We start from the raw sequence: 13,185 nt of genomic DNA, 5'->3' as shown, positions 1-13,185 counted from the left end.
CTCCTTGTCTACGCATTAATGGTATAATTTAGCATAGTGGAGGTGCATAGCGAATGGAAATCATCCAGGTTCTCACATGCCGGTTGGGAAAAGAAGTATTTGCGCTCGCGATCCGTCATGTACAGGAAATCCAGCGTCTTGCCACGATTACTCCTTTGCCTTTGTCAGCCCCTTACATCAAGGGCGTCGTTCCGTTGAGAGAAAAGTTGATTCCGGTGATTGATCTGTACGTCCGGTTCGGGTGGGAGTCGATGGCCTTTACGGAACACCATCGGATGGTGGTGGTGGATTCCGGGGAAACCCGGTACGGAATCATTGTGGATGAAACCCAGGATATCGTGGAATGCACATGCACGCGCGAGGAAACCATTCCTGACGGACTCAGCATCCCGCCGGTCTTTGTCGATGCCATCTGCACGTATCAGGAGCAAAAAATTCCCCTGCTCAGTCCCCTGCAGATCATCGGCAAGCCGTCGTCAGTAAGCCATGGTCCCGCGCAGAAGATCCAGAATGCTTGAAGCAGGCAACGGTTGACTGACCAAGTATCCTTGAACACGCGTGCAACGCCATGTTTTCAGCAGCGCCAATTGTTCACTCGTTTCCACTCCTTCGGCCACCACTTCCAGCCCCAGGTGCCTCGCCAAGGTGATGGTAGACCTGACAATCGCCTGATCATGCCGGTCTTTCGTCACCCCACGGATAAACGACTGATCCAGTTTCAACACATCCAGCGGCAATCTTTTGAGATGGCTCAGAACCGAATATCCTGTACCGTAGTCATCCAGTGCAAACCGCACCTCCATTTCTTTGAGGCGTGACATGGCTTCAATGACCTGCTCCGGTTTCTCAATGAACAAGCTTTCTGTCACTTCCAACTCCAAAAGCCGAGGAGGCAGGGAGGATTCCCGCAACACATCCTGGATGAGTTCGATGAGGTTTCCCTCCAATAACTGCCGCAATGACAAGTTCACCGCAATCTGAATCTCGTAACCTGCTTGAACCCATTCCTGGCATTGACGACACGCATGACGCAAAACCCATTCGCCAAGGGGCACGATGAGTCCAGTCTCTTCAGCGATGGGAATAAATTGGGCAGGCGAGATAAATCCCGCTTCCGGGTGATGCCAGCGAACCAATACCTCAACGCCGGTAATTTTGTGCTCCTGCAAGTCCAGCTGCGGTTGGTAAAGCAAGATAAAATCTTCCCGACGGATGGCCGTGCGCAACTCATTCTCCAGAAGCAAATGCTGCCGGATTTGTACATGCATGGACGGTTTGAACACTTGCACCCGGTCACCTTTTTCTTTTGCCCGGTACATGGCGATATTGGCATGCTGAATAAAGCTCTCGGCCTCGGTTGCGTCCATGGGACAGAAACTGACGCCAATGCTTAATGTCATTTGAAAAACACGGTCAGACACATAAATGGGACGGGACACCGAAGCGCGAATCATCTCCGCCATCCGCATTACTTCATTCATATTTTCCACTTTCGTCAGTACACAGGCAAATTCATCGCCACCAAATCTCGCCACCAGGCCTGCACCGCCGACGCACTGGCCCAACCGGTTGGCAATCTCTTTCAATACCTCATCACCATGCTCGTAACTGCACGCGTCATTGACTTGCTCAAACCGATCGATGTCCAGCAGCAAAAGGGCCATGATCTGATCTTGTGTGCGGAAGTATACCAGACGTTCCAACAGCTGCCGGAAGGCAGTCCGGTTCATCAGACCGGTCAGGGGATCATATTGGAACATCTGGTCGTTTTCCCGCTGCGGCGCAAGCCCGTTTGACGAACCGGAAAAAATGCTCACGTAAAATGCCGGTTGCCCTTCCTGATCGCGCACCACATGAGCCTGTATTTTTCCGGGCAACGGCCTCCCGTCCTTCGTGCGGAGCCATATCTTTCCCTTCCAGCCACCCGTTTTTTGCAAGGCACGCTCCATCTCTTGGCCAAAAGCCGGCTCATGCAGCGCCGATTGAAGCGCCTTCTGATGTTTTCCGATCACCTCTTCTGGCGCATATCCGGTTAAACGAGTGAAACCAGGGTTGACCATCTGGATTGTCCCGTGCTGGTCAGCGACAATAACCCCTTCTTCCATGTTCAGAAAGACGGTTTGGTAACATTGCAACCATTTCAGCGCATTATTTGGATGCATCCAGATTTCAACCCCTCTTACGCGCAATCGCTTATAACCTGCGCTTTATCCTTTTCTTAAATTTAATTAAAGAAAAAGACGCCTGTTACGGCGCCTCTTGATGTTGGAACTCAGTTACGCAAACGTCCACTTGCCTTTTCTAGGAGGATCAAATTTTGCACTTCCGGTGTCACTTGCTGTTCGCGCCGAGCCCACTGGTAAATCACCATCGCCAGTACAATCATATACACAATTTCCTGTATCAGGATCATAAAGATGCTGCCCAATTGCTGGTCCGACAACTTTGAAAGCCATGGCACCAATTGTGGCGCGCCGGCATAAGACTCATACAGCGGCACGCCTGAGAATAATATCAGAACACAAGCAGGCATCAGCGCCAACCCATCGACAAAGAGGTACACGATCTTTTTCCCTTCGGACAGCCTCGGAAACTCATCGATCGTTTGAACAATCGGCAGCCAGTTCATCATGGCCGTAAAGAACAACACCGAATGAATCAGCGAACCCGCAATCTGGTATTCCTTAAAAAACTCAAAAATAAATGGAAAGTGATAGAAAGAAAGCAGCAAGTTGAACAACACCAATGAAATGGAGGCACGGCGGCTGAAGAAAGCATAAACTCCGCGAAGGATGCCCAAGGATAGCACGGAACGGTACATCCGGTCCGTCATCCCGTACAGGATGAGCGGTGGCACAATGAAGTACAACACGGCCATGGTCAGCATATGAATGCTAAACAGAAAGAAATGGCCGATGATGTGAAGCGGGCTTCCAACCGCCAGGTAAAACAAAGCCATGCCCAGGAAGAAGGATACCATTTTTCGCTTGGGAACACGGCCGGCATCTCCCGGGGGATTTTTCAGAAAAACACCCCGGGCAGCCGCAATATACCATCCCAGAATCGCCAATACGGCCAACAGCCATGGAATGCTCCAGGCCGACCACAAGGCCGAACCATTCATGATTTCTGGCGTCAGCGGAATGCCTCCGCACCATTTCTGATCCGTCCAAAGCCGCGGATCAGGAGCCGTCAACAGGTTTGCGAGCGAAAAGGTTACGGCCATAACAGAATCACGAGGATGAAAATGATCCCCCAGAAAATACCCGTTCCGATAAAAATGGTCGGGAACAGGTGACCCTTTTGATCCAGATGCATAAAATCAGCCAACTGCAGCAATACCAGGATCGAAGCCATGATAAGCAGGATCACCGTCAATGCGACTGGGGTTAAAAGCTGATTGGCCACCATCCAAAAGGCGGCGATGCTGATCAGCATCATCACCACATAGGAGATGATATGCTTGCGCATCGAACGGCTTTTACCCGTCTCCACAGAATGATCCAGATTTGTCTCCATCTCCCTAACCCCCTTTGCCTCGTTCTCGCTTGCAAAAATCGTTCCGTTCAAACACCCAGCGACCCCATCAGGTACACCACGGTGAAGATAAACATCCACACGACGTCCACAAAGTGCCAATACAGCGTCGAAATGAAGATCTTGGGAGCGTTCACGACATTCACTCCGTTTTGGACCACTTGCACCGTCACCGCTGTGAGCCAGCACAAGCCAAAAGCCACGTGAAAGCCATGGAATCCCACCAAGGTGTAAAAGGAGGAGGCAAAGGCGCTGGTCGTATAACCAAGGCCTTCATGCACATAATGATAGAACTCGTAAATCTGCAACAGCAAAAATCCCAAGCCCAGCGCGATCGTAACACCTAACCATCCGGCTGTGACGCGCGCATTCCCGCGTTCCATCGCGTTGACGGCAAAAATGCTCGTCAAGCTGCTGGTAATCAGCAAAAAGGTCAGGACAAAGACGAGGCCATATCCGAACAATTCTTCTGGTTTCGGACCATCTCCCGTCTGGTGACGCAACACCAAGAAGGTGGCAAAAAGACTGGCAAACAGGACACTTTCTCCGCCTAAAAAGAACCAGAACCCGAGTATTTTGTTTCTTCCTTCCAACGTCCTGGAAGCCAATCCCAAATGAAGCCGGTCGCCGACATTCAGCCCTGTCGGGGCATGTTGTTCTGCTGCCATTATGATCCCTCACCTTCTACTGCCCGGATTTCCTCAACCGGAATGTGATACCCTTCGTCGTCATTCATGCTCCGGACCACCATCGCGATGCCCAAAATTCCAAGACCGATCAGGGTCAAATAATAATGATGGAAAATCAAAGCAAAGCCAGCGACAAAGACCCCAAAGGCCATAATGAACGGCAAAATGGAGGATGATGGCATATGGATGGGACGAAGCGGTTCAGCCACCGGCATCCGGTTTTTCCCTTCCATCTTCTCAAGCCACCAGGCATCCAATCCGCGCACCAAAGGAGTCTGCGCAAAGTTGTATTCAGGAACAGGCGAAGGCACGGACCACTCCAACGTGCGTCCGGTTCCCCAAGGATCGTTGGATGCCTTTTCTCCACGCGTAAAGCCGTAAATGATATTGGCCAGCAACAACAGTGTCGAAAAGGCCATGACAAACGCCCCGATGGTTGACAACAAGTTGAAAAATTCCAGGCCCACACCGGCATTATAGGTGTACACCCGGCGCGGCATGCCGAACAGGCCGGAAAAATGCATCGGGAAAAAGGTCAGGTGAAACCCGATGAACATCGTCCAGAAGTTGATCTTGCCAAGCCCCTCATGCAACATGCGGCCAAACATTTTCGGGAACCAGTAATAGATGGCCGCCAACACCCCGAACACGGTCCCGCCAAACAGCGTGTAATGGAAGTGCGCAATCACGAAGTAAGTGTCCTGATACTGGTAGTCAGCCGGCGCAGACGCGAGCATCACCCCGGTCACACCAGCGATCACAAACGTCGGGATAAAACCGACGGCAAACAGCATCGGCGTGGTAAAACGAAGCTGTCCGCCCCACATCGTGAACAACCAGTTGAACACCTTGATACCGGTCGGAATGCCGATCAACATGGTAGCTACAGCAAAGATGGCGTTCACCATGGCCCCCAGGCCGACGGTAAACATGTGGTGAATCCAGACGCCAAAACCAATAAAGCCGATCAGCACAATCGCGATCACCATGGTCGGATAACCGAACACACGCTTATTCGAAAACGTGGCCACCACTTCCGAAACAATACCGAAGGCCGGCAGAATCACGATGTACACTTCCGGATGGCCAAAAATCCAGAACAGGTGCTGCCAGAGCACCGGGTTGCCGCCCAGCGCCGGATCAAAGAAGATCCCGCCAAAGATCCGTTCAAAGCTGTACAGGAACAGACCGACGGTCAGCGGCGGAAAACCGAACAGGACCAGCGCCGATGAAATCAAGGCTGTCCAGGTGAACAGCGGCATCCGCATCAAGGTCATCCCCGGCGCGCGCATGTTCAGAATGGTTACGATAAAGTTGATGGCGCCCATCAGCGTACCGAATCCGGCGATCTGCAAACCGAGGACAAAAAAGTCCATCCCCGGGCCTGGGCTTAATTCCTTCAGGCCAAGCGGCACATAAGCAAACCAACCTGCCGCCGGCGCGTCGCCGAAAAACCAGGTGATGTTCAGCAGCAGCGCGCCAAAGAAGGTCAGCCAGACACTCAGCGCGTTCATGAAGGGAAACGCCACATCGCGCGCTCCGATCTGGATCGGCACGATATAGTTGAACAAGCCAAAAATCAACGGCATTGCCGCAAAGAAGATCATGTTGGTCCCGTGCATCGTAAACAGCTGGTTAAAGAAATTCCCAGTAAAGATTTCGTTCTCTGGTGATGCCAGCTGCACGCGCATCATCAACGCCTGGATGCCTCCGACACCCAAGTAAAAAATTCCGATAGCCATATAAATGAGGCCAATGCGTTTGTGATCCACGGTGGTCAGCCATTGATACAGCCAACCCCAAAATCCCTGTCTTTTTGCGGTACCAAGAGCTGGCGATGCAGGATACGCGATCTCTTCCAGTTTTTTTGCCAACCCAGTTCCCTCCTAACGTCCTATTTCAAGTCTTTCAGGTATGCGACCAATGCCTCGATCTCCTCGTCTTTGAGCGGCACAGCAGGCATCAGCGAACCCGGTTTGACCTCCTCAGGGTTTTTAATCCATTTTTTCAGGTTCTCATCCGTCTTCTTCAGATAACCCGCGACAGTCTCGCGGTTCCCAAATCCGGTCAGGTTGGGCCCGGCCGTCCCCTTGAAATCGGTACCGGTTACAGCATGGCAACTGGCGCAGCTTTGCGCAAAGATCTTTTCACCCTCTTCTGCCAAGGGGCTTGTCGGCTGCGTTTTCGGATTCTTCATATTGTCCACCCAGCGTTGAAACGCCTCGGGCTCCTCTGCCACGACCAGGAAATCCATCACGCCATGGCCGTCCCCGCACAATTCGGCACATTTCCCGATATAAGTCCCCGGCTTGTCCGCCTCAAACCACATGAAGTTGGTTCTGCCGGAAATCAAGTCGGTTTTCCCGGCCAGCCGCGGGACCCAAAAAGCGTGCAAGGTGTCTTTCGTTTCAAGGTACAGGTTGACCTTGGTACCTGTCGGAATGTGCAGCTCTTGCGCCGTCACAATGCCGTAGTCTGGATATTCAAACTCCCACCAGAACTGAGCTCCCTTGACTTTCACGTCAATCACGTTTTCGCCCGCCTGAACCTTATCTAACGCAAACGTGGTGGTGATGGTGGGTATGGCCAGAATGGTCAGCAGGATGATAGGAACGATCACCCAGATGAATTCCAGCAGGAGACTCCCTTCCATCTGTTTCGGCGGTTCCACATCTCCAGGCTTTTTGCGGTAACGGATCAACACATAGATGAGAATGACCGTCACCACTGCAACTACAAAAGACATAATATAAATGGCCAGCCAGATTAGATCTTTCTGCATTTTTGCAACAGGGCCGGCGGTGTCGAACACTGACATCTCATACTGTTGTTGACATCCGGTTAAAACAACAAGAATGAGCCCGAGCAATGCGAAGACAATGGCCCTACGTCTCATAAAACGGTTTTCCTCCCTTACATGTATAGTCATGATGTACGCGGTTTCCTGCCACCTTCCTGCTGACTTTCACCACCTTTTTTCCGCCCCTTCGACACTTGGCTACAATAGTAGCATACCATACAAAAAGTGAGAAGTCTGCACTCCTCACCACGTAAACTTGTGACAAATTTTTTACCAACCTCAAGGCATTTTCAAGGGAGATGGCCTGCCCAAAAAATACCCCTGTCCTAGCTGAATGCCCAATTTTTGCAGGGTTTCCAGCTCTCGGGCCTTTTCGATCCCTTCGGCAACGATGAGCACCCTTTCATCCAGGAGTTCCCGAATCAGTTTGATCATGCGTTGCTTTTTGTCGGATTCATCCACATCTTCAACCAAAAAACGATCAATTTTGATGAGATCCGATTCCAATTCGGTCAACGTCTGTATACTGTATCCGCTGCCGACATCATCCAAAGCAATGGATACGCCTAACCTTTTTAAACGATCCAGGCAATCCCTCATCCTGGTGTAGTTGTCCACCATTTCACCTTCGGTGATTTCCAGCATAATGCGTTCACCAGACACGCCGGCTGCAGACAATACAGACTGAAAATCACGGTAGAAATCGGCATGCAATAACGTGGAGGGAAGGACATTTAGAAACAAGTAGCCTGAAAAAGAAGCAAAGGTACGAATGGCTCCTTTCAATGAGGCCATATCCAGTTCATAACTCATGCCCATTGCCTTGGCAATGGAAAACAAATCATGAGGGGAAAGGTTATGCCTCTCATCGACTCGCAGCAATGCCTCGTATCCAAACAGCTTCTGCCGATGAATGTCCATGATCGGCTGAAACAGGTGAATAAATTCCCCCTGATCCAGGAGTTCCTGCAACCATTGGCGCAATCCTTCCTGATGGATCGGTGCTTGCAACATTGATTCTTTGGTTCCCATCGCTCCCATCTTGTCCATTCTCTTGCTGGACTCCCCTATCACCATGTACACTCCCATTTCTTGTAAAAAAATAAAAAACGACCACTGCCAATGTGGTCGCAATGATTCGTCGACCTTGGCAGCCCGGCGATCATCGAGGACATGCCTTTTCAGAGCACAAGTCCTCCTTAGACCCGTAGCTTTGCGTCCCAAGCTTTCGCTTGGTTTGCCATTTTCAAGGTATTTTCTACATTATCTTACATTTTTTTCATAGGATCAACTATTTCAATATGAACACATTCATTAGTTTAAAAAAAAAAGCATCCCAACCTGCAACCCGTTCACGCAGGCCCTAGGGATGCTGCATTCTATCTGGTGGAAACAGCCTTGAGTTTGATGAGGATACGATCGAAAGACCAACAGCTGAAGTGCAACGTCAAGCTGCCATGATTCAGATGTCATTCACCAGAAGAACATGAGTTGGACGGATTAAGATACAAACTGCTCTTCTTCGGTCGAACCGGTCATGGCTGTCGTCGACGATGTGCCGCCGGAAATGACCAAGGACACTTCATCAAAGTAACCGGCACCCACTTCGCGTTGATGCCTGGTGGCCGTATATCCGTGAACCTCGGCTGCAAATTCTGCTTGCTGAAGTTCGGCGTAGGCTGCCATGCCCCGCTCCTTGTATCCGCGCGCCAATTCAAACATGCTGTAGTTGAGGGCGTGGAAACCGGCAAGCGTGATGAACTGGAACTTATAGCCCATTGCTCCCAGTTCACGCTGGAATTTGGCAATGGTCGCATCGTCCAGCTTCCGCTTCCAGTTGAAGGAAGGCGAGCAATTGTACGCCAGCATCTTGCCGGGGAATTCCTTGTGAATCGCTTCTGCAAAACGCTTTGCTTCATCCAGATCGGGCTCTGAGGTCTCGCACCAGATCAGATCGGCATAGGGAGCATAGGCCAGACCTCTGGCAATCGCCTGATCCAGTCCGGCGCGGACGCGATAAAATCCTTCCGGTGTGCGTTCGCCCGGAATGATGAACTCCTGGTCGCGAGGATCGATGTCACTGGTGAGCAACTGAGCTCCGTTGGCATCCGTCCGCGCAATCAGGATGGTCGGAACTCCCATCACGTCGGCAGCCAAACGGGCCGCAATCAGGTTGCGAATCGCCTGTTGGGTCGGAATCAGGACCTTGCCGCCCATATGCCCGCATTTCTTTTCGGAAGAAAGCTGATCCTCGAAGTGGACACCGGCAGCACCCGCTTCAATCATCGCTTTCATCAGCTCGAACACGTTCAGGGGACCGCCGAAACCGGCTTCTGCATCGGCCACGATCGGCGCAAACCAGTAAATGTCATGGTTCCCCTCGGCGTGATGAATTTGATCCGCCCGCTGCAGTGCCTGGTTGATTCGTTTGACCACGTGCGGCACGCTGTTGGCGGGATATAGGCTTTGGTCAGGATACATCTGTCCGGCCAGGTTCGCATCAGCCGCCACTTGCCAGCCGCTGAGGTAAATGGCCTTCAGTCCCGCTTTGACCTGCTGCACCGCCTGGTTGCCTGTCAGGGCGCCCAGCGCGTTGATATACGGCTCCTCGTGCAGCAACTTCCACAGACGTTCTGCACCCATCCGCGCCAGCGTATATTCAATCTTGATCGAACCGCGCAAGCGGAGAACATCCTCTGCGGTGTAGGTGCGGGTAATCCCCTTCCACCTCGGGTCCTTTTCCCAACTTTCCTGGAGTTGACGAGCTTCTTCGCGATCAATCATGATTCATTCCCTCCTGTTTGATGTTTACGCAAGCATTTCATACCCTGGCAGCGTCAGAAATTCTTCAAACTGTTCCGCCGTCACCAATCGATCCAGCAATTGGGCAGCTTCCTCGTAGCGTCCAGCCTGATACTGCTCCTGGCCGATCCGCTCGCGAATCTTCTCCTGTTCTTCAGCCAAAATCTGGCGGAACAGCTCGACAGTTACTTTCCTGCCGTCGTCAAGGATGCCTTTGGGATGGCGAATCCATTGCCACACCTGAGCACGGGAAATCTCCGCCGTCGCCGCATCCTCCATCAGGTTGTTGATCGGGACGCATCCGATGCCTCGGATCCAGGCCTCGATATATTGCAGACCCACACTGACGTTGGTCCGCAGGCCTGCCTCAGTAATGGTTCCTTCCGGCACCCGCAACAGATCTTCGGCCGTGACCTGGACATCTTCCCGCTTTTTGTGTATCTGATTGGGCGTCGGCATCAAGCGGTCGAATACCTCTTTGGCCACCGGCACCAAACCAGGGTGTGCCACCCATGTTCCGTCATGGCCATCGCCCGCTTCGCGTTCCTTGTCTGCCCGGACCATGCTGAGGGCCCGTTCGTTGGCTTCCGGATCGTTCTTCACCGGAATATAGGCTGCCATGCCGCCGATGCAGTGCGCGTTTCTGCGGTGGCAAGTCTTGATCGCCAAAAGCGAATAAGCCCGCATGAAGGGAACGGTCATCGTCACTTGCGCCCGATCTGGCAGGATGACCTCGGGCCAGTTCCGGAATTTCTTGATGTAGCTGAAAATGTAGTCCCAACGGCCGCAGTTGAGGCCTGCCATATGTTCGCGCAATTCATAGATGATCTCATCCATTTCAAAAGCGGCCAAGATGGTCTCGATCAGGACGGTCGCCTTGATCGTCCCGCGTGGAATCCCCAGCCTCTCCTGCGCATAGAGGAACACGTCATTCCACAACCTGGCCTCCAGATGGCTTTCCATCTTGGGCAGATAAAAATAGGGTCCTGTTCCCTTTTCGATCAACGTTTTGGCGTTATGGAAGAAGTAAAGTCCAAAATCAAACAGGCTTCCTGACATCGGCTGGCCGTCCACCCGAACGTGTTTTTCCAGCAAATGCCAGCCTCTTGGGCGTACCACCAGTGTGGCAATCTCGTCGTTCAACCGGTATTCTTTGCCCTCCGGGCTGACAAAATCGATGGTTCGGTTGACCGCATCGCGCAAATTGATCTGCCCGCCGACGACATTCTCCCAAGTTGGCGCGGTCGCATCTTCAAAATCGGCCATAAACACCTTTGCGCCAGAGTTCAGCGCGTTAATGATCATCTTCCGATCGACCGGCCCCGTGATCTCCACGCGGCGATCTTGCAAATCATCCGGTATGGGAGAAATGGTCCAGTCACTTTGGCGGATATGTTCGGTCTCAGGCAAGAAGGTAGGACGTTTGCCTGCATCCAGCTCTGCCTGACGCTCCGCTCGCTTCTTCAGCAGCGCTATCCGAGTGGCGTCAAATTTGCGATGCAGTTCCGCCAAAAAGCCAAGCGCCTCAGGGGTGAGAATTTCTGCAAATTCGGCGCTGACGGGAGCCGTCACTTCGACACCTGGTGGATAAGTACCAATCTGGCTGCTCATGAAACGGGATCATCCTTTCTATATCATGATGGGCACACCGAGATGGCACAGGGGAAAAACGGCGTGAGGCAAGGTCCCCCCCTTTGAACTATTATATAACAGTCTATTATAGTACAGTTTCTGTATTGTATTATAACATACTTGATTTTCCTGTCAATAGATCTGATGGTGAAAAGATCATGTCTGAATAATAGAATATTTGTTTTCTGAGGCACACACGCCCAGCGCCGAGAATATGATAAAATTGCCGCTTCGCTTAAAGAGGGTTACGGGAGGTGCATGAGATGCCCGATTCACGCCAACAGCCAGATTCCCCACAGCCGGATTCCCAGCAGCCCGCCCGGACGATACGTTATGTCGTCCAACCCGGTGACACACTGTACCGGATCGCCCAACGTCATCGAACCAGTGTCACAGCCATCTTGTCCGTGAACCCGCAGATCGAGGATCCCGCCTTCATCTTGCCGGGACAAGTCATCTATATTCCGGCCCGTGGTTTAAGGCAGTACGTCATCCAGCCAGGAGATACCCTCTACAAAATTGGCCGCGCCTTCGGAGTCACCGTGGATGAATTGCTGCAGGCCAACCCCGGAATCGAACCGGAAAACCTTCAGGCCGGCCAGGTGATTAACATACCGGACGCCCCTCCTCGTCACATCGTGATCCCCCGGGAAGATTACGGTTACGACGAAATGATGGCCGATCTTGAAGTCCTGCTCCAACAGTTTCCCTTCCTTTCCGTTCAAACCATCGGCTCCTCCGTGCTGGGCCGGTCCATCCCGGCAATACGACTGGGTACGGGGCCAAAAGAGATCCACTATAATGGATCTTTTCACGCCAATGAATGGATCACCACGGTCATCCTCATGAGGTTCATCGAGGCTTATGCCCGCGCGTTCCAGGAAGGCAGAAACATCGGAACGTTCCACATTCCGACCTTGTTTGCCCAAAACTCGCTCTGGATTGTTCCCATGGTGAACCCGGACGGCGTGGAATTGGTACAGGAAGGGATCACGCCAGATAACCCGTTTTTCGAGCAGGTGCTCGCGATAAACGGCGGTTCAAGAGATTTCCGTTTCTGGAAAGCAAACATCCGTGGCGTGGATTTGAATGATCAGTTTCCGGCAGGTTGGGAACGGGAAGTGGCACGGCGGGGCGTTCGCGAACCGGCTCCCCGCGATTATCCTGGTCCAGCCCCGCTCTCCGAACCCGAGGCCATCGCCATGGCCAACTTCACCAGAATGCACGATTTCCGCCTGGTCATCGCGTTTCATACGCAAGGCGAGGTCATTTATTGGGGATACAATAACCTGGAGCCGGCTGAATCACAAACCATCGCGCGGTATTTCGCCGATGTTAGCGGGTATCAGCCAATACGCACGATTGAAAGTGATGCAGGATACAAGGACTGGTTTATTCAGGAATGGCGCCGCCCCGGGTTTACGATCGAACTGGGCAGGGGAGTCAATCCCTTGCCCATCGATCAGTTCTGGGACATCTGGAGCCGGGTGATCGGCATCTTGCTGGTTGGCCTGGTGGTATGAACCGAAAAAGTGACGCTGTAACCAAAATAAAAAGCCCATGGACCTGTATCGTCCATGGGCTTTTTGTACGGGATATTGACCGGCTGCCTGGCAACGTCCTACTCTCCCAGGGGCTCCCGCCCCAAGTACCATCGGCGCTGGAGGGCTTAACTTCGGTGTTCGGGATGGGAACCGGTGTGTCCCCTCCGCTATCGTCACCAGA

11 protein-coding genes, 1 rRNA gene and 1 other annotated feature are annotated in these 13,185 nt (G+C 52.3%); of the genes, 2 read left to right on the top strand and 10 right to left on the bottom strand.

Annotated elements, in window-relative coordinates; all coding sequences use genetic code 11:
• Positions 1 to 53 precede the first annotated feature (53 nt).
• Positions 54 to 518, top strand: coding sequence for a hypothetical protein (locus tag BAA01_06310; protein ID OUM85744.1), 465 nt, complete (start codon positions 54 to 56; stop codon positions 516 to 518).
• On the opposite strand, the gene BAA01_06305 is transcribed toward BAA01_06310, so the two are convergent.
• From BAA01_06305 to BAA01_06265, 9 genes are all read right to left on the bottom strand, one after another.
• The gene (locus BAA01_06305; protein ID OUM85743.1) at positions 477 to 2,162 is read right to left on the bottom strand and encodes a hypothetical protein; all 1,686 of its coding nucleotides are present in this window, start codon (positions 2,160 to 2,162) and stop codon (positions 477 to 479) included. The genes BAA01_06310 and BAA01_06305 overlap by 42 nt on opposite strands.
• A gap of 110 nt (positions 2,163 to 2,272) precedes the next feature.
• Complete coding sequence (locus tag BAA01_06300) at positions 2,273 to 3,226, bottom strand: hypothetical protein (protein ID OUM85742.1); 954 nt, start codon at positions 3,224 to 3,226, stop codon at positions 2,273 to 2,275.
• Positions 3,217 to 3,519, bottom strand: a complete 303-nt coding sequence (locus BAA01_06295) for a hypothetical protein (protein OUM85741.1) — start codon at positions 3,517 to 3,519, stop codon at positions 3,217 to 3,219. The genes BAA01_06300 and BAA01_06295 overlap by 10 nt, the downstream gene beginning before the upstream one ends.
• A gap of 47 nt (positions 3,520 to 3,566) precedes the next feature.
• Positions 3,567 to 4,175: a cytochrome B oxidoreductase gene (locus BAA01_06290; protein OUM85784.1), complete on the bottom strand. Its 609-nt coding sequence runs from the start codon at positions 4,173 to 4,175 to the stop codon at positions 3,567 to 3,569.
• 29 nt (positions 4,176 to 4,204) lie between these two features.
• Positions 4,205 to 6,019, bottom strand: coding sequence for a cytochrome c oxidase subunit I (locus BAA01_06285; protein OUM85783.1), 1,815 nt, complete (start codon positions 6,017 to 6,019; stop codon positions 4,205 to 4,207).
• A 101-nt stretch (positions 6,020 to 6,120) separates the two neighbouring features.
• Positions 6,121 to 7,155 (bottom strand): cytochrome c oxidase subunit II, encoded by a 1,035-nt coding sequence (locus BAA01_06280; protein ID OUM85740.1) that lies wholly within the window; start codon positions 7,153 to 7,155, stop codon positions 6,121 to 6,123.
• Between the two features lie 150 nt (positions 7,156 to 7,305).
• Positions 7,306 to 8,076 carry a hypothetical protein gene (locus tag BAA01_06275; protein ID OUM85739.1) on the bottom strand — a complete coding sequence of 257 codons (771 nt, stop codon included), beginning with the start codon at positions 8,074 to 8,076 and terminating at the stop codon, positions 7,306 to 7,308.
• Positions 8,077 to 8,172: 96 nt separating this feature from the next.
• Positions 8,173 to 8,278, bottom strand: a binding site (cyclic di-GMP riboswitch class I).
• 248 nt (positions 8,279 to 8,526) lie between these two features.
• The gene (locus BAA01_06270; protein ID OUM85738.1) at positions 8,527 to 9,810 is read right to left on the bottom strand and encodes an isocitrate lyase; all 1,284 of its coding nucleotides are present in this window, start codon (positions 9,808 to 9,810) and stop codon (positions 8,527 to 8,529) included.
• Between the two features lie 24 nt (positions 9,811 to 9,834).
• Positions 9,835 to 11,439 (bottom strand): malate synthase A, encoded by a 1,605-nt coding sequence (locus tag BAA01_06265; protein OUM85737.1) that lies wholly within the window; start codon positions 11,437 to 11,439, stop codon positions 9,835 to 9,837.
• A gap of 347 nt (positions 11,440 to 11,786) precedes the next feature.
• On the opposite strand from BAA01_06265, the gene BAA01_06260 reads away from it, so the two are divergent.
• On the top strand, positions 11,787 to 12,983 hold the full coding sequence (locus BAA01_06260; protein ID OUM85782.1) for a peptidase M14: 1,197 nt from the start codon (positions 11,787 to 11,789) through the stop codon (positions 12,981 to 12,983).
• A gap of 85 nt (positions 12,984 to 13,068) precedes the next feature.
• Here the strand turns inward: BAA01_06260 and rrf are convergent.
• Positions 13,069 to 13,185 (bottom strand): 5S ribosomal RNA (gene rrf, locus BAA01_06255).

The sequence above is a fragment of the Bacillus thermozeamaize genome, assembly GCA_002159075.1.
Lineage (GTDB): Bacteria > Bacillota > Bacilli > ZCTH02-B2 > ZCTH02-B2 > Bacillus_BB > Bacillus_BB thermozeamaize.
The sequence above is the reverse complement of the archived record's forward strand: the minus strand, read 5'-3'. Positions and strand labels throughout refer to the sequence as shown.